We start from the raw sequence: 15990 nt of genomic DNA, 5'->3' as shown, positions 1-15990 counted from the left end.
ATAGAAAATGAATGTATATATGGATGATCAAAGAAGTTGCCCGTACGGATATGTTTTGGCAACTACAGTAGAATCTGCCTTGCGTATGGTTAGGGATAATGAGATAAATATTATTTCCCTCGATTTTAATATGGGATGGCGAAAAAAAAGTGGGTTAGATTTTGTAGAAGCTTTCTGTAGGGAAGGTTTATATGCAAATAAGATTCACCTTCATACAAATGATGTCATCGGTATGCATCAGATGAAACAGAGAATAGAGAGAGGGAAGGAAGAAGGGGAAATTAATCCTTGTATTGTCTTGAAATATGTAGGGAGCTAAAAACTCCAAAGCAAAACTTTGGAGTTTTTAATGTTTCATATGTGCTTGTAAAGGTATGATTTCCTCTGTTTGAGCTGCGACTAATTCAGTTTCTTCTTGTTCAACAACAGGTGCTTTCTTTGTTAAGTAATGATAGACCATACCGACAAATACCGACCCGCCAATAATGTTACCAATTGTAACTGGAATTAAGTTATGAATAGCACCTGCAAAAGAAATTGTCTCCGGATGCGGTGAAACTAAAGATAAAGCAAACAGTGATAAGTTTGCAATACTATGCTCGTAACCAGATAAGAAGAATGTGAAAACAAGTAGCATCATCATCATGATTTTTGCTGTATCACCTTTTACTTGAGAAGGTAAAAAGCAAGCAAGACATACGAGCCAGTTACATAAAATCGCTTTAAAGAATAATTGCATTGTAGGTGTATTCATTTTTCCTTCAACTACTTTATTCATTAAATGACCGTGATCAATTGCTTCGAAAATTCCAGTTGCGTAAAATAGTAAGGCAAAGAATAAAGCACCAGCTAAGTTACCTGCATAACAAGCAACCCAGTTGCGAAGTGTATCAGAAATAGTTGTTTCTTTTCTTAAAGTTGCCACTGTGAAGTACATTGTATTGCCAGTAAATAATTCAGCGCCGCCATATATAATAAGTACGAGAGCAATTCCGAAAAACATGGAGGAAGCTAAATATGTTGCTGGTGAATCTGCAATGTGAAAAAAGTTACCTAATTTAAAACATAGTACAATAACAAAACCGATATAAATACCAGCAAGTGCAGCACGAATGAAATATTGCATTGGGTTTGTATCTATCATTTGCTTTTTGCTCTTAGCCAGTTTGACAACATAATCTAATCCTTGTTCTAGCATGAGTAATACGCTCCTTTAGTACATCGTCTATAAATACTCCTTATATGAATAAAGTACATGGATTTGTTCTCGTTTTCAATAAGTTTGTGCAATGTTTCACAAAAAGGACATACATAAATTAAGAAAGCGATTACAAAAGGTAGTATAATGGAATTTTTTCTAAAAATAGAGAGGAAATTGAAACAAAAAAGAAAAAGCGCTGTAATTACAGCGCTTTTTCGTCTAAATTCTTTTCTACTTTTACTTCTACCTCTTTTGAGAAGAACCAACCGCCAACTGCGATTCCGACTAATACAATCCAGAATGTAAGCTTCCACGGAGTAGATTCTGGGAATGAGTGCGGAAGGACACCTAAAGCAGGGTGTGCTAGCGTATAAATCGCTAATTTCACACCAACCCAACCTACAATTAAGAATGCTGCAGTTTCAAGTCCTGGTTTACGTTTTAATATTTGTACGAAAGCAGTTGCTGCAAATCGCATTATAACTAATCCGATAAGTCCACCTGTAAAGATAACGATAAATTGACCTGTATCAAGACTACCAATCGTACCTAATCCTGTTTTCGGTAAAGTCACGGCTAATGCAACTGCCGCTAAAATTGAATCAACAGCGAAGGCGATATCAGCAACTTCGACTTTAAATACAGTCCACCAAAAGTTCTCTTGCTTTTTCTTTTCTTCTTTTTCTTCTGTGTCTTCATCCGTATTCTTTTTAACATACGTTTTAAATAAGTGATTTCCCGCGATAAACATAAGGTAAATCGCACCAATTGCTTGCACTTGCCATACATCGACTAGGAATGAAATCATAAATAGTGATCCGAAGCGGAAAACGAACGCTCCTGCTAATCCATAAAATAGTGCTTTCTTTCGTTTTTCTTCTGGTAAATGTTTTACCATGATTGCGAGAACGAGAGCGTTATCAGCCGCTAAAATCCCCTCTAGTGCAATTAGGATGAGTAATACCCAACCATACTCCAATAATAATGATACATCCATGTACATTCTCCTCTCATTTCTATAAATGCTAAACAAGTGAAGAAGTTCCCACTGTTTAGCTTCCCCATACTCCTGCGCATCAACGGTGGAAGGAATTGGTAAAAACAAAAAAGACCTCTGCCGTTGATAGGCAAAGGTCTTGCTAGACATATGTAATGAAAATGCCAACAAAGCCGGAAGAACTAAGTTCTACGTAATGACGACTTTGTTTCCAAGAAATAGTTCTTGGACGCTACTCCCCTTTGGAGATATGCTATTGTATTCTCATTATATGGATAATTTATACGGTTGTCAACCTGTTAAAATATCTTCGTTTGGATATTTTATTTTTCTTTGTTTTTTACGTGCAAATGAAAAGGCTAATGTTAAGGGCCCCATCTTTCCAAAAAACATCATAAAGATAATAATTGTTTTGCCGATGATTGTTAAGTGTGGCGTCAAATTCATGCTAAGGCCGACAGTTCCAAATGCTGAAAATACTTCAAAAGCACTCATTAATAAAGGAACTCGTTCAGTGATGCTTAAAATTAAAATAGAAAGAAAAATAAACGAAATTGAAATAATGGTAATCGTTAAAGATTTGACAATGAGCGTATCTTTAATGGATTTTTTAAACACGACAATATCATCTTGTTCATGCAAAAATTTAAATACGCCTAAAAACATAATTAAAAAAGTTGTTAACTTAATCCCACCACCAGTTGAAGCACTGCCAGCACCAATAAACATAAGAAGCATCATTAATAAAAGTGAAGGTTTTGATAATGCAGAGATATCAACAGTATTAAACCCGGCAGTACGTGTTGAAACCGCTTGAAAATAAGCTGCCATACCTTCTTCAAATGGTGTAAAACCTCTCATGGAAATTGAATTATGGAACTCGAATATGAAAATAAAAGTTGTAGCAATAATATTGACGATTAGAGTAGAAGAGAGCATAAGTTTTGAGTGCAATGTAAGGTTTTTAAAGTTTTTCTTTCTTTTTATATCTACGATCACTGTAAAACCAATTCCCCCTAAAATAATGAGAGAAGAAATAACAAGATTGACGAGAACGCTATGAGAGTGGGACATTAAATTATCGCTCCATATAGAAAAGCCAGCATTGTTAAAGGCAGAGATAGAATGAAAAAAACTGTAATAGATCCCTTTGGCAATCCCGTATTTTGGTACCCATTCAAAAGAGAGAAGTAAAGTAGCAATACATTCTACAGCAAAAGAAAATAAAAATAATGCTTTTGCAAGACGAATGATTCCACCGACATTTGTTTGGTTTAATGCTTGTTGTAATAAAATTCTGTTTTGAAGACCAATTTTTCTGCCGAGCATAATTGCAATTAAAACAGCAAAGCTCATAATGCCGAGCCCGCCAACTTGTATAAGCGTTAAAATTACACATTGGCCAAATAAGGTAAATACTTTTCCAGTGTCCACAACACCAAGCCCTGTAACCGTACAAGCAGAGACCGTTGTAAATAAGGCATCGAGCCATGAAATAGAAGTTGTTGTAGCAATTGGCAATTTTAATAAGCATGTACCAATAATTGATAGCGTAATAAAAGATAAAGTAAGAACACGGGGAGGGCTCATGCTAATGTTAATCCGTTTCATGTCACATATCGTTCCTTTCAATTTGCTCTTACTAGTATGTGAAGAAGAACTATTATGTATGTTAAAAAAGAAAGAGGCAGAGAATATCTGCCTCTAAGCCATATGTTATATAATTATCCGCGTAATTGTTGTTGAGCTAAAGCAACAAGACGTTTTGTTACTTCACCGCCAACTGAGCCGTTAGAACGAGATGCTGTGTTAGATCCTAAGCTTACACCAAATTCTTGCGCAATTTCATATTTAAATTGTTCAAGCGCTTGTTCTGCACCTGGAACTAGTAATTTGTTTGTTTTTACCATGTTGATACACATCCTTATGAGTAGTCCAGTTCAGCTAAGTACTATCTGAACTGGTACCGTTATTTTATGTGGAAACGGCGTGCTCATACACGGAAGTAATCGGTGTGTTTAGAAGTTCTTGGATAGAAAAAAAGAGTAGCAAATTTGCTACTCTTTTTTCAGTATTGTCGCTGTACCTTCCACGACAATATCATCGGATTGATTATATATGTTTGTTTGCAGCGTAATGATTTTTTTATCGTCACGTTTTTTTATAACTTCTGCCACAACGCGAAGTGTATCACCGATTTTGACAGGAGCACGGAATGAAACGTTTTGAGATAAATAAATCGTATTTTTGCCCGGGAGTTTCGTTCCAAGAATGGTAGAAATAAAACTTGAAACGAGCATGCCATGAGCAATACGTTCTTTGAACATTGTCGTTTTTGCAAAAGAGTCTAGAATATGAATAGGATTTACATCTCCAGTCAATTTTGCGAAATTGATAACGTCCTCATCCGTAATTTTTTTTGTTAGTGATGCTTGATCACCGACTTGAATCTCATCGTAACGAAGCTCCGGAACAGTTTGTGCTTCTTGAAATGGATTCATTTTGTCCTCCTTCTTTTCCATATCGAAAAATGCAAGCCATCTTGATGTAGTAGGAGGAAGAAAGAGTTTTGTTTGTGCTGCAGTTAGTTGCCACATTTTTCTTACTTGATGGAAGTAAATAGATTTTTTGAGTTTTCCTCGAACTGCTTTGCGAGTTCTAGTTGTTTGGACTTGAACTCTCCCAAAAAAACTTCTAACTGTTTTTGAACCTCTTCACGTTGCGATTGTTGTTGTTCGATAAAGTGTTTTGTTGTTTCTTCAAATTGACCGCTAGTTTGAGTAAGAATAGACAAAGATGTTTTCGTAGGAGAAACAGTAAGTTGGTGCATTTGAGTAGAAAGCTCATTCCATTTTTCTTGCCACTCGTTAATTTGATCATTTAAGGAGTTTCCAGTTAATTGCTTCACGTAATCCGTATATTGGTTATTGAACTGAGCAGTGAATTGATGTAGTTCTTTTTCTAGTTCATCTACTCCTGATGTTAATTTATGCAAAGCGTCTTGTTGTTGTTTTAACGTTTCTAAAGTAAGTTGCTCTAATTGTTTCCCAGCTGAAGAGAAGAGGGAAAGAGATTGAGACCAGTTTTTCCAAAATGCATCGACTAATTCGTATGGCTTAGTTTCCATTGTTTGACCTCCAAATGTTTTTTTACATATTGTGAACGCAGATTACTCTGCTGTACCACCAGGTGAAGATGAAGAATCCTTTTCATCCTTTTCTGGAGAAGTAGAAAATGGAAAGAATGCATTGGTGTATAACGTGAAAAACGTCCGCAACATATTTTGATAATGTTCAAAAGAAGTCGCACATGTTGTTAAATATTGCTCTCCATATTCTGTTAAAGAATAAATTCGTTTCGCTGGCCCGCCTTCACTTGTATCCCAAGTGGAAGAAATGAGATTTTCTTTTTCTAACTTGCGCAATGTTCTATACACATTACCTTGGTCAACAGAAGAAAAGCCGATGTCCATTAGCATTTGAATGAGTTTGTAACCATGAAGACTCCAGTCTTTTAGACAGAGAAGTAAGAAAGGAACTAAGAAGTTTTTTGGCATGGAGTTTGGTTGTTTCGCTTGGTTTTTTTCCAAACTTTCTGGGTGTTCTGGTTCATTATGTAGCATGATTGTGCATCACCTCATGAATCAGTTAGATGGAATTTTTTGCTTATAAGTGCAATTTACACCTATCTGTTTTTAATGTCAATACATTTGTTAGAAAATAAAGAAAAATAAAATATAGACTTGAAGTTTTATTCGGAATATTAGAAAATAGTGAATAGGTTGAATTGTTTCAAAAACAAAAAAGGGAGTGTAGGCGAAGTGATTGATCAAAAATTCGATCCATTGCAAGCATGGAAAAATGCTTATGAACAAACCGAAACATTTTGGGGAAAAGCGCTCAATGAAACAATTAAAACAGAAGAATATTCTGCTTGGATGGGCAGCGTTCTAGACTTGAATTTGTTTTATCAAAAAGCATTAAATGATACGACAAAAAGTTATTTAGAACAAGTGAATGTGCCAACGAAAGAGGATATCGCTAGAGTAGCTACGCTTGTTATTAACTTAGAAAATAAAGTTGATAACATCGAGGAAGTTCTAGAAGAGAAAGTGGATTCATTAGGACAAGCTCCTACATTAAAGCGTGATGTTACGAAAGTAAAACAAGATATTCGCACGTTAGAAACGAAAGTTGATCAAATTCTAGAATTACTAGAAAAGCAAAATGCGGTACTAGCTAAACTACAAGTACCTGTAAAAGAAGAAGTAAAGCCTGCGAATAAGCCAGAAAATAAAAAATGATAAAAGCGTTTGTTTATAACGTGAAAAAGAGAGAGGGAGAATCTCTTTTTCATGAATAAACAACGAAACATAATTAATATATGGACTCTATTAGTATGAGTACCAAAATGATTCATAACAATCGTTCACAAATTCATTTAAGGGGGAAAAGAAATGGTTCAATTAAATGGCAAAGTAGCAATCGTAACAGGTGGGGCAAAAGGAATTGGGAAAGCAATTACAGTAGCGTTAGCACAAGAGGGAGCAAAAGTTGTTATTAACTATAACAGCAGTAAAGAAGCAGCTGAAAACTTAGTAAATGAATTAGGAAAAGAAGGACATGACGTTTATGCAGTTCAAGCAGATGTTTCTAAAGTAGAAGATGCAAACAGACTTGTAGAAGAAGCTGTGAATCATTTTGGTAAAGTTGATATTCTTGTTAATAATGCTGGTATTACAAGAGATCGTACATTCAAAAAATTAAATCGTGAAGATTGGGAGCGCGTAATTGACGTGAACTTAAGTAGCGTATTCAATACGACAAGCGCAGTACTTCCATACATATCGGAAGCAGAAGAAGGAAGAATCATTAGTATTTCTTCTATTATTGGCCAAGCTGGTGGATTTGGACAAACAAATTACTCAGCAGCAAAAGCAGGTATGTTAGGATTTACAAAATCATTAGCGTTAGAACTTGCTAAAACAAATGTAACTGTAAACGCAATTTGCCCAGGATTTATTGATACTGAAATGGTAGCGGAAGTACCAGAAGAAGTGCGTCAAAAAATCGTTGCGAAAATCCCGAAAAAACGTTTTGGTCAAGCTGATGAAATTGCAAAAGGTGTAGTATACCTATGCCGTGACGGTGCGTATATCACTGGTCAGCAATTAAACATTAACGGCGGATTATACATGTAATGAAGTAAGAAAAAAGTGCATATCCATAGCAGGAATGCACTTCTTTTTTTAGAAAGAAATCGACCGAAAAGGGGATAAAAAAATGACTACATTCGTAACAGAATGGGAAAAGCAATTAGAGTTGTACCCAGAAGAATATCGCAAAGCATATCGTCGTGTGAAAAGAGCGAGCGAAATTTTATTACGCGAACCAGAACCACAAGTTGGTTTAACACCGAAAGAGGTTATTTGGACGAAGAATAAAACGAAGCTGTATCGTTACATTCCAAAACAAGAAAAAACGCAGAGAGTTCCAATCTTATTAATATATGCTCTTATTAATAAACCATATATTATGGATTTAACTCCAGGAAATAGTTTAGTGGAATATTTAGTAGATCGTGGTTTTGATGTATATATGCTTGATTGGGGCACATTTGGTTTAGAAGATAGTCATTTAAAATTTGATGATTTCGTGTTCGATTATATTGCAAAAGCAGTGAAAAAAGTAATGAGAACTGCAAAATCGGACGAGATTTCTTTACTTGGTTATTGCATGGGTGGAACATTAACATCTATTTATGCAGCACTTCATCCGCACATGCCAATTCGTAACTTGATTTTTATGACAAGTCCTTTTGATTTCTCTGAAACAGGATTATACGGTCCTTTACTAGATGAGAAATATTTCAATTTGGATAAAGCGGTTGATACATTCGGAAATATTCCGCCAGAAATGATTGATTTCGGAAATAAGATGTTAAAACCAATTACAAACTTCGTTGGTCCATATGTTGCTTTAGTCGATCGTTCAGAAAATGAGCGCTTCGTCGAAAGCTGGAAGTTAGTTCAAAAATGGGTTGGTGACGGTATTCCATTCCCAGGTGAATCGTATAGACAATGGATTCGTGATTTTTATCAAAATAATAAATTAGTGAAGGGTGAACTCGTTATTCGCGGACAAAAGGTAGACCTTGCAAATATTAAGGCGAATGTCTTAAATATTTCCGCGAAACGTGATCATATTGCTTTGCCATGTCAAGTAGAGGCTTTACTTGATCATATTTCTAGCACAGATAAACAGTATGTATGTTTACCGACAGGACATATGTCTATTGTGTATGGTGGAACGGCTGTAAAGCAAACATATCCGACGGTTGGAAATTGGCTTGAAGAGCGTTCTAATTAAAAAGAAGAAATCCAACTAGCGTATGTTAGTTGGATTTTTTTATGAAAAATGACGAAACATAGGGAGGAGAAAAATACATTGTAGGAGTATAATTATGAAGCTTATGACCGGTAAGTTGTTTTGGAGTGCTGGAGTTTCTGTACCTTGTTATCCAACGTTAGAAAATGATATGATATGTGATGTGCTAGTAATTGGAAGTGGAGAAGCGGGTGCTCATATAGCGTATTCGTTAGCTAAAATTGGAATGCGTGTTATGCTCATTGAAAAAAGAGCAATTGCATGTGGTAGCACAGCTGCAAATACAGGATTATTACAATTTGTTCATGATAAATCGTTGACCTCTCTTATTCATACATTTGGTGAAGAGAAAGGGGTGCGGGCATATAGACTTTGTTATGAAGCACTTAGAACAATGGAGAAAGTTGTGCCAACTCTCGATATTGATCCCCATTTTATTCCACGAAATAGTTTGTATTATGCAAGTAGAGATGAAGATATTTCATTTTTACAAGAAGAATATAATACGTTACGCCATTATGGGTTTCCGGTTGAATATTTTACAGAGTCTGATATTAAGAAGCGTTATTCATTTGCAAAACAAGCAGCGTTATATACAAACGGTGATGCAGAAGTGAATCCATATTTATTAGCGCATAGTCTTTTGCATAAAGCGAAACAAATGGGTGCTACTATATATGAGCATACAGAGGCATTACATATTAAACAAATCCACAATGATTTAATTTGTTATACGAACACAGGAAATAAAATCGTAGCAAAGAATATTATTATGGCGACAGGTTATGAAGCAATCTTTGGAAAGAAAGAAAAAAACACAACAGTAGAAACGTCTTATGCTGTTGTAACAAATAAAATAGATCATTTTGGAGGCTGGCATGAGCAATCATTAATTTGGGAAACAGCGCGGCCTTACTTATATTTTCGAACGTATCAAAACCGCATTATTGTAGGTGGATTAGATGAAGCGATGCAAATTCAAACAATCGGCGATACGAAATTATTGCATAAGCGTGATATCCTTATTAACATTGTAAAAGAAATGTTCCCGCAAAATAAAAATATACAGGCAGAGTACTATTGGGCAGCAGCATTTGGTGGCAGTCATGATGGTCTCCCTATTTTAAAAGAAGATAAAAAAATACATAATTTATATTACGCACTGCCATATGGGGGAAATGGAACTGTATACGGAATGGTATTTGCGAAATTATTCGAGAAGTTATTTACAAATGAAGAAAGTGATGATTTTTCTTTATTTAATCGATAGAAAAAAGGTAGCGAAGTGATGGAATGAGAGATATAAAAAAGTTTTTACAAAAATTACGTCCCGTGCAACTCATTGTTTTGTTTTATTTATTAGCAGTAGTCGTATCGGTGATATTGCTTAGTTTACCGTTTGTTACGAAGGATGGTGTGAAATGGACGTTTATCGATGCCTTATTTACATCCGTTAGTGCGGTAAGTGTTACGGGATTGTCTGTTGTTACGATTTCAGATACATTTACTACGGCAGGAATTATTGTTCTAGCCCTAATTTTACAATTAGGCGGCTTAGGAATTATGGCGCTTGGTACATTCGTTTGGATCATAACGGGGAAAAAGATTGGTTTGCAACGAAGAAGATTAATTATGGCAGACCATAATCAAGGGAATTTATCGGGTCTTGTAGAATTGATGCGTTCTATTTTAATTGTAATTATTTCGATAGAGCTCATTGGAGCAATACTGTTAGGTACAAGATTTCTACTTTACTTCCCGACTTGGCAAGAAGCTTATTTTCACGGTTTCTTTGCCGCTGTTAGCGCAACTACGAACGGAGGATTTGATTTAACTGGACAATCACTGATTCCGTACAAAAAGGATTATATTGTTCAAATGATTCATATGTTACTTATTATTTTAGGAGCTATAGGCTTCCCGGTGTTAATGGAAGTAAAGCAATTCCTTAGTAAAAGGCGACAGCAACTATTTCGCTTTTCATTATTTACAAAATTGACGACAACGACATTTTTTGCACTCGTTATTGTTGGAACAATTATGATTTTTCTATTAGAACGAAATCATTTTTTAGTAGGAAAGTCATGGCATGAAACTGTATTTTATACGCTATTCCAATCTGTGACGACGCGAAGTGGTGGACTGGCTACAATGGACATCCGTGAATTATCACAACCAACGCTTTTATTTATGAGTATATTAATGTTCATTGGAGCATCTCCAAGCTCAGTTGGGGGCGGAATACGTACAACAACATTTGCTGTTAGTATATTATCCTTATATACATTTGCTAGGGGCGGGAGAACAGTCCGAGTTTTCAAACGTCAGATACATGAAGAAGATGTACTGAAAGCATCTGTTGTTATGACGATGGGGATTTTATTATGTGCCTCAGCGCTATTTATTTTATCCATTACAGAAAATGTACCACTTATGAGCTTAATAGTTGAAGTTTGTTCTGCTTTCGGGACAACGGGACTATCAACAGGTATTACTCCCGATTTAACAACTGTTGGTAAACTGGTACTCATTGTACTTATGTTTATCGGACGCGTCGGTATTTTAACATTTATATTAGCTAGTGGCGGAAGAGAGCAACCACCTCGCTATAAATATCCGAAAGAGAGAATTATTATTGGATAGTATGAAACCATTCTACCTATGTTAGGTAGAATGGTTTTTTAGTCGTTAATTCCAAATTGAGGATGCATAAAAGCATCATTTTTCTTATCAACTTCGTTTTTAAGTAGTTCTTGATTTTCTTCTGAAATCCACCCAATATCATTTGTAGGATGTATCCATTCTTCCCCAGCCATAATGGCGGGGTCTACCTCATCACTCCAATTATTAAGAGGACTGTTAGTGGAATCATATTTACTGTCTCCAATTACAACATCATATTGATTTATAAAAGGTTGTTGCATCTTTTTTCCTGTGCCTTTAAAAGATGGAAAGTTCATTTGATGAGGGAGCATCTCGTCTAAAATTGGCGATTGGATCGTTTCTTTCTCCTTCAAAGTCATCGCTCCTTTTTGTAATGGCTTGTTCGTATGTAGTATTTCCATATATAAGCTCTTATGTACTTGTTAACACTTCCCAGTAATAATTACTTTAAGTTGTTTCAAACTAGAATAGAAAGTTATTTAGTGAGAGCAGGTGAGTATGTTGGTAAAAAGGAAAGTAAAACAAAATGCAGCAATTAATAATAATAAAACTCCGAAAGAAAGCTTACCCGATGCAGAATTTGCAGTAGAGTATGAAGGAGAAAATAGTGCGAAGTACGCAAATCGTAATTCAAAAAAAGGTAAACAAAAATGAGGCGTTTTTTACAAACGCCTCATTTTTTTGTGGGATTATAAAGGTTTTTTTAATTATTTGTAAATTTCACGATTGATATTAGCAGAAAAATGAGAAAAAACATAGAAGTAGCAACGTATTACACAAAAACAAACAACAAACAAAAGATTAATGTTGGTTTAATACTGCTTTTACACTAGTTGTTTATATTTGAGTTGTACATAAGATTTGTAAAAGGAGAGAGAGACAGTGAAAAAAACAATCTTTAAAGCTGTAGCAACTGGAATGGTATTTTCGTTATTAATGGGGTGTGGTGCAAAGAAAGAAGAAAGTGCTGGGGCAAAAGTAAAAGATGATAAATTATCTGGGTCATTAACTGTTTACACAGCGATTGAAGAAGAACTTGTGCCAATTTACCTTGATTCTTTTAAAAAGAAATATCCAGATGTGAAGTTGAACATTGTACGTGATTCAACAGGAGTTATTACAGCGAAATTGCTAGCAGAAGGGAAAAATACACAAGCAGATGTTGTATGGGGAACTGCTGCATCAAGTCTATTAGCTTTAGATAAAAAAGATATGTTAAAAGGATACTCTCCAAAAGGAGCAGATCGTGTTCTTCCGCAATTTAAAGATGATAAGCAACCGGAAAAATGGGTAGGAAATACTGCATTTATGACGGGGATTGCTGTGAATAAAGAAGAATTGAAGAAGAAAAATTTACCGATGCCAGAATCATATGAAGATTTAACGAAACCAGAATATAAAGGAACACTAGTTATGCCACATCCAGCTTCTTCTGGAACAGGATTTTTAACAGTTTCTGCATGGCTACAAATTATGGGAGAAGATAAGGGCTGGGATTACATGAAGAAACTTCATGATAATATGGCAACTTATACTCATTCAGGTTCAAAACCAGCGAAATTAGCAGGTGCAGGTGAATATCCAGTTGGTGTATCAATGGTTTATAGTGCTTTGAAAGAGAAACAAAAAGGTGCACCAGTTGAAGTTGTATTGCCGAAAGAAGGATTAGGTTGGGAAGTAGAAGCAAACGCACTTATTAAAAAAGATAATGCAAAAAATGATAAATTAGCGCAAGCATTTTTAGATTGGGCAATTACTGATGATGTAATGAAGTTATACTTCGAGAAAAATGGATTTGCGACAATTAAAAATGATTATAAACTTCCAGATGGATTCCCTAAAGATGTGACAGAAAAGTTATATAAAAAGAATGACTTTAAGTGGGCAGCAGAAAATCGCGACAAAATTTTAGAAAAATGGGAAAAAGAGTTTGGCCAAAAAGCAGAACCGAAAAAGTAAGTGAGTGGGAGAGAGAAAAAATGAGCGAATATTTATCAATTCAACACATTCAAAAACAGTTTGATGCATTTACAGCGTTAAAAGATATTTCTTTTACTGTGAAAAAAAATGAGTTTGTATGTTTATTAGGCCCAAGTGGTTGTGGGAAAACAACATTGCTTCGAATTTTAGCAGGGCTAGAAGAGGCAACAACAGGTAGTATAGCTGTGGATGGAAAAGATATTACAGCATTACCTCCCGGAAAGAGGAACTTCGGAATGGTGTTTCAATCGTATGCATTATTTCCGAATTTAACAGCACTTGAAAACATTGAATACGGCTTAAAGACAAAAAAATATGGAAAAGCAGAAGTAAAAGAGAAGGCGCTATCGGCGTTAGAACTTGTTGATTTGCTGAATGTAAAAGATAAATATCCTGCTCAAATGTCTGGTGGACAACAGCAGCGAGTGGCACTTGCACGTGTGCTCGCTCTGTCTCCCGATATTTTGTTACTCGATGAGCCGTTATCAGCTTTAGATGCAAAAGTGCGTGAAAAGTTGCGTAGAGAAATGCGCGATTTGCAAGAAAAAGTGGGAGTAACAACTATTATGGTAACGCATGATCAAGAAGAGGCATTAACGATGGCTGATAAAATTGTTGTAATGAATCATGCGGAAATTATGCAGATTGGAACACCAGAGGAGATTTATCAAAGACCAGCCAATCCGTTTGTGGCAGATTTTATTGGTTCTATTAATTTCTTTTCGAAAAATAACGAAGAACATGCAATTCGTCCGGAACATGTAACAGTTGTACAAAATAATGGTATTAAAACAGTTGTAGAAAGCATGGAATTTCGCGGCTCTGTATACCGGACGGAAGTGCGGGTTATAGAAGAGAAAACACACCTTTATAACGAGAAAATTGTAGTGGATATATTGGCATCAGAAGTAGAGGAAACTGCTATTAGAAAAGGAAAGCCAATTCAAATCTCTTTCTCAGAAAATCATATGTTGTCATATGGAAAGAAGGTCATTGTATAGATGGAGATGTTAGAAAATTTAAAGGTGGAAAGTGCGAAAAAAAAGATTAAAAGACGTATCGGTAAAGAAGAGTGGCTACAAAGACTATTAATTATTGGTATGCTTCTTTCATTTTTTATCATGCTTGTATTGCCTCTATTACAACTATTTACACAAGCCTTTTACGATAAAGACGGAGCTAGCGTTGGTGTTGCGAATTTCAGTAAATATTTCACAACACCAACGCTAGTACAATCATTACAAAATACGATATGGATTTCGGGCGCTACAACAATTATTTCAGTTACACTCGCGTTCGCTTATGCATATGCGATTGCTCGTACCAATGTTTTTGGAAAACGCGTATTTCAATACGTAGCATTATTACCATTATTCGCACCGACGATGATGCACGGTATTGCGCTTACATATTTATTTGGTAATCAAGGATTAATAACAAAAGGGATGTTTGGTTTATTTGAAGGAATACAAATACCGTTATACGGACCAGTAGGAATTGTAATGGCTGAAGTTATGTATACATTTCCACAAGCATTCCTTATTTTATTAATTGCTTTCCAAGGTTCTGATTATCGTTTATATGAAGCTTCTAATATGTTAGGTGCAAGTAAAGCGAAGCAGTTTCTTACGGTTACTTTACCTAGTGTGAAATACGGATTAATTAGTGCGATGTTCGTTGTATTTACACTTAGTTTCACTGATTTTGGGGCACCAAAAATTGTTGGTGGACAATATAATGTGCTTGCTACTGACGTATATAAGCAAGTAATTGGACAGCAAAATATGTCCATGGGCGCAACTGTCGGAATGATTTTATTAATCCCAGCTATTTTCGCATTTGCAGTTGATCGTATTACGCAAAGGAAACAGGCGAATCTCTTATCTTCAAAAGCAGTACCTTACAGAATAATAAATAATAAGAAAAGAGATGTTATTTCATTCGTATATTGTAGCGTAGTAACGCTTATGATCATTCTTTTATTTGTGGCAGTTGGTATTGCTGCAAGTGTGAAAGTATGGCCATATAATATGAGTTTTACATTTGAGCATTTTAATTTTTCAAGTTTGACAGGAGACGGACTTGAAGCATTTAAAAATAGTGTAATTGTCTCAGCCGTTACGGCAGTTATCGGGGCGATTTTAACATTTGTGTTCGCTTATGCGATTGAAAAAATAGAACAGCTACAATTTTTAAGAAAAGTAGGTTATTTCTTCTCAATTGTACCGTTAGCGATTCCTGGATTAGTACTTGGATTAGGATATGTCTTTTTCTTCAGTCAACCAACAATTCAAATTCTAGGACTTTCAATAACAAATCCGTTTCATTCTTTATATGGCACAATTGCCGTTTTAGTATTAGTAAATATCATTCATTTCTACTCTGTAACATTCGTTACGGCAACGACGGCTTTAAAGAAACTAGACCGAGAGTTTGAGCTTGTTTCGCAGTCGATGAGCATACCGTTTTATAAAACTTTCTTTCGAGTAACGGTACCGATGTGTTTACCAGCCATTTTAGAAATGGTTATGTACTACTTCGTAAATTCAATGGTAACTGTATCGGCAGTCGTGTTCTTGTATGCGGCTGATTTTAAACTAGCTGCTGTATCAATTGTAAATATGGATGATGCAGGAAATGTAGCACCAGCAGCTGCAATGAGTGTACTTATTGTTGTTACAAATATTGTAGTGAGAGTTGTATATGAATGGGGAACGAAAGCACTTCGTAACCGAACGTCACAATGGCAAAAAAGATAAGTA

General features: G+C 35.5%; 18 protein-coding genes and 1 riboswitch. Of the genes, 10 read left to right on the top strand and 8 right to left on the bottom strand.

Going from position 1 to position 15990, the window contains the following annotated elements; all coding sequences use genetic code 11:
- The first annotated feature begins 7 nt into the window (after window positions 1-7).
- Window positions 8-319: a cyclic-phosphate processing receiver domain-containing protein gene (locus CDB3_RS17770; protein WP_128855407.1), complete on the top strand. Its 312-nt coding sequence runs from the start codon at window positions 8-10 to the stop codon at window positions 317-319.
- 27 nt (window positions 320-346) lie between these two features.
- On the opposite strand, the gene CDB3_RS17765 is transcribed toward CDB3_RS17770, so the two are convergent.
- The 7 genes from CDB3_RS17765 to phaQ form a co-directional block, all read right to left on the bottom strand.
- Window positions 347-1198: a formate/nitrite transporter family protein gene (locus CDB3_RS17765; protein ID WP_128855406.1), complete on the bottom strand. Its 852-nt coding sequence runs from the start codon at window positions 1196-1198 to the stop codon at window positions 347-349.
- Window positions 1199-1403: 205 nt separating this feature from the next.
- Window positions 1404-2198 carry a TerC family protein gene (locus CDB3_RS17760; RefSeq protein ID WP_128855405.1) on the bottom strand — a complete coding sequence of 265 codons (795 nt, stop codon included), beginning with the start codon at window positions 2196-2198 and terminating at the stop codon, window positions 1404-1406.
- A gap of 78 nt (window positions 2199-2276) precedes the next feature.
- Window positions 2277-2451: riboswitch (yybP-ykoY riboswitch) on the bottom strand.
- A 38-nt stretch (window positions 2452-2489) separates the two neighbouring features.
- Entirely contained in the window at window positions 2490-3809 is a 1320-nt protein-coding gene (locus CDB3_RS17755) for a TrkH family potassium uptake protein (protein ID WP_128855404.1), read from the bottom strand.
- 113 nt (window positions 3810-3922) lie between these two features.
- A complete protein-coding gene (locus tag CDB3_RS17750; RefSeq protein ID WP_000241212.1) occupies window positions 3923-4108 on the bottom strand; it encodes an alpha/beta-type small acid-soluble spore protein in 186 nt (61 codons plus the stop codon).
- Window positions 4109-4255: 147 nt separating this feature from the next.
- Window positions 4256-4699: a MaoC family dehydratase gene (locus CDB3_RS17745; protein WP_001067911.1), complete on the bottom strand. Its 444-nt coding sequence runs from the start codon at window positions 4697-4699 to the stop codon at window positions 4256-4258.
- A gap of 101 nt (window positions 4700-4800) precedes the next feature.
- The gene (gene phaP, locus CDB3_RS17740) at window positions 4801-5325 is read right to left on the bottom strand and encodes a polyhydroxyalkanoic acid inclusion protein PhaP (RefSeq protein ID WP_000448577.1); all 525 of its coding nucleotides are present in this window, start codon (window positions 5323-5325) and stop codon (window positions 4801-4803) included.
- A gap of 42 nt (window positions 5326-5367) precedes the next feature.
- Complete coding sequence (phaQ, locus tag CDB3_RS17735) at window positions 5368-5820, bottom strand: poly-beta-hydroxybutyrate-responsive repressor (protein WP_000903018.1); 453 nt, start codon at window positions 5818-5820, stop codon at window positions 5368-5370.
- Window positions 5821-6018: 198 nt separating this feature from the next.
- Between phaQ and phaR the strand changes: the two genes are divergently transcribed.
- The 5 genes from phaR to CDB3_RS17710 all read left to right on the top strand — a co-directional run bounded on the left by phaR (window position 6019) and on the right by CDB3_RS17710 (window position 11227).
- Window positions 6019-6501 carry a polyhydroxyalkanoic acid synthase subunit PhaR gene (phaR, locus tag CDB3_RS17730; RefSeq protein WP_000566960.1) on the top strand — a complete coding sequence of 161 codons (483 nt, stop codon included), beginning with the start codon at window positions 6019-6021 and terminating at the stop codon, window positions 6499-6501.
- 153 nt (window positions 6502-6654) lie between these two features.
- Window positions 6655-7398: an acetoacetyl-CoA reductase gene (locus CDB3_RS17725; protein ID WP_000250411.1), complete on the top strand. Its 744-nt coding sequence runs from the start codon at window positions 6655-6657 to the stop codon at window positions 7396-7398.
- Between the two features lie 82 nt (window positions 7399-7480).
- The gene (gene phaC, locus CDB3_RS17720) at window positions 7481-8566 is read left to right on the top strand and encodes a class III poly(R)-hydroxyalkanoic acid synthase subunit PhaC (protein ID WP_071744751.1); all 1086 of its coding nucleotides are present in this window, start codon (window positions 7481-7483) and stop codon (window positions 8564-8566) included.
- A 94-nt stretch (window positions 8567-8660) separates the two neighbouring features.
- Window positions 8661-9854 (top strand): NAD(P)/FAD-dependent oxidoreductase, encoded by a 1194-nt coding sequence (locus CDB3_RS17715; protein ID WP_128855403.1) that lies wholly within the window; start codon window positions 8661-8663, stop codon window positions 9852-9854.
- A gap of 23 nt (window positions 9855-9877) precedes the next feature.
- A complete protein-coding gene (locus CDB3_RS17710) occupies window positions 9878-11227 on the top strand; it encodes a TrkH family potassium uptake protein (RefSeq protein WP_128855402.1) in 1350 nt (449 codons plus the stop codon).
- A 38-nt stretch (window positions 11228-11265) separates the two neighbouring features.
- On the opposite strand, the gene CDB3_RS17705 is transcribed toward CDB3_RS17710, so the two are convergent.
- Window positions 11266-11649, bottom strand: coding sequence for a DUF3905 domain-containing protein (locus CDB3_RS17705; protein WP_128855401.1), 384 nt, complete (start codon window positions 11647-11649; stop codon window positions 11266-11268).
- A 97-nt stretch (window positions 11650-11746) separates the two neighbouring features.
- On the opposite strand from CDB3_RS17705, the gene CDB3_RS31740 reads away from it, so the two are divergent.
- The 4 genes from CDB3_RS31740 to CDB3_RS17685 all read left to right on the top strand — a co-directional run bounded on the left by CDB3_RS31740 (window position 11747) and on the right by CDB3_RS17685 (window position 15987).
- The gene (locus tag CDB3_RS31740) at window positions 11747-11902 is read left to right on the top strand and encodes a hypothetical protein (protein WP_000960560.1); all 156 of its coding nucleotides are present in this window, start codon (window positions 11747-11749) and stop codon (window positions 11900-11902) included.
- 228 nt (window positions 11903-12130) lie between these two features.
- Entirely contained in the window at window positions 12131-13207 is a 1077-nt protein-coding gene (locus CDB3_RS17695; RefSeq protein ID WP_000750898.1) for a putative 2-aminoethylphosphonate ABC transporter substrate-binding protein, read from the top strand.
- Window positions 13208-13227: 20 nt separating this feature from the next.
- Window positions 13228-14229: a putative 2-aminoethylphosphonate ABC transporter ATP-binding protein gene (locus CDB3_RS17690; RefSeq protein ID WP_128855400.1), complete on the top strand. Its 1002-nt coding sequence runs from the start codon at window positions 13228-13230 to the stop codon at window positions 14227-14229.
- The gene (locus CDB3_RS17685) at window positions 14230-15987 is read left to right on the top strand and encodes a putative 2-aminoethylphosphonate ABC transporter permease subunit (protein WP_128855399.1); all 1758 of its coding nucleotides are present in this window, start codon (window positions 14230-14232) and stop codon (window positions 15985-15987) included. It begins immediately after the preceding gene.
- Window positions 15988-15990 lie beyond the last annotated feature (3 nt).

The sequence above is a fragment of the Bacillus sp. CDB3 genome (assembly GCF_002081505.1).
In the GTDB taxonomy this organism is placed as follows: Bacteria; Bacillota; Bacilli; order Bacillales; family Bacillaceae_G; genus Bacillus_A; species Bacillus_A cereus_AT.
This window is presented reverse-complemented; position numbering and strand designations above follow the sequence as displayed.

Excerpts from the sequence above, each read along its gene's own strand:
- CDB3_RS17770 (WP_128855407.1), top strand. The coding sequence starts at position 8 with ATGAATGTATATATGGATGATCAAAGAAGTTGCCCGTACGGATATGTT.
- CDB3_RS17755 (WP_128855404.1), bottom strand. The coding sequence starts at position 3,809 with ATGAAACGGATTAACATTAGCATGAGCCCTCCCCGTGTTCTTACTTTA.
- CDB3_RS17705 (WP_128855401.1), bottom strand. The coding sequence starts at position 11,649 with ATGGAAATACTACATACGAACAAGCCATTACAAAAAGGAGCGATGACT.
- CDB3_RS17750 (WP_000241212.1), bottom strand. The coding sequence starts at position 4,108 with ATGGTAAAAACAAACAAATTACTAGTTCCAGGTGCAGAACAAGCGCTT.
- CDB3_RS17725 (WP_000250411.1), top strand. The coding sequence starts at position 6,655 with ATGGTTCAATTAAATGGCAAAGTAGCAATCGTAACAGGTGGGGCAAAA.
- CDB3_RS17685 (WP_128855399.1), top strand. The coding sequence starts at position 14,230 with ATGGAGATGTTAGAAAATTTAAAGGTGGAAAGTGCGAAAAAAAAGATT.
- CDB3_RS31740 (WP_000960560.1), top strand. The coding sequence starts at position 11,747 with ATGTTGGTAAAAAGGAAAGTAAAACAAAATGCAGCAATTAATAATAAT.
- phaQ (WP_000903018.1), bottom strand. The coding sequence starts at position 5,820 with ATGCTACATAATGAACCAGAACACCCAGAAAGTTTGGAAAAAAACCAA.
- CDB3_RS17710 (WP_128855402.1), top strand. The coding sequence starts at position 9,878 with ATGAGAGATATAAAAAAGTTTTTACAAAAATTACGTCCCGTGCAACTC.
- phaC (WP_071744751.1), top strand. The coding sequence starts at position 7,481 with ATGACTACATTCGTAACAGAATGGGAAAAGCAATTAGAGTTGTACCCA.
- phaP (WP_000448577.1), bottom strand. The coding sequence starts at position 5,325 with ATGGAAACTAAGCCATACGAATTAGTCGATGCATTTTGGAAAAACTGG.
- CDB3_RS17760 (WP_128855405.1), bottom strand. The coding sequence starts at position 2,198 with ATGGATGTATCATTATTATTGGAGTATGGTTGGGTATTACTCATCCTA.
- CDB3_RS17715 (WP_128855403.1), top strand. The coding sequence starts at position 8,661 with ATGAAGCTTATGACCGGTAAGTTGTTTTGGAGTGCTGGAGTTTCTGTA.
- CDB3_RS17765 (WP_128855406.1), bottom strand. The coding sequence starts at position 1,198 with ATGCTAGAACAAGGATTAGATTATGTTGTCAAACTGGCTAAGAGCAAA.
- CDB3_RS17690 (WP_128855400.1), top strand. The coding sequence starts at position 13,228 with ATGAGCGAATATTTATCAATTCAACACATTCAAAAACAGTTTGATGCA.
- CDB3_RS17745 (WP_001067911.1), bottom strand. The coding sequence starts at position 4,699 with ATGAATCCATTTCAAGAAGCACAAACTGTTCCGGAGCTTCGTTACGAT.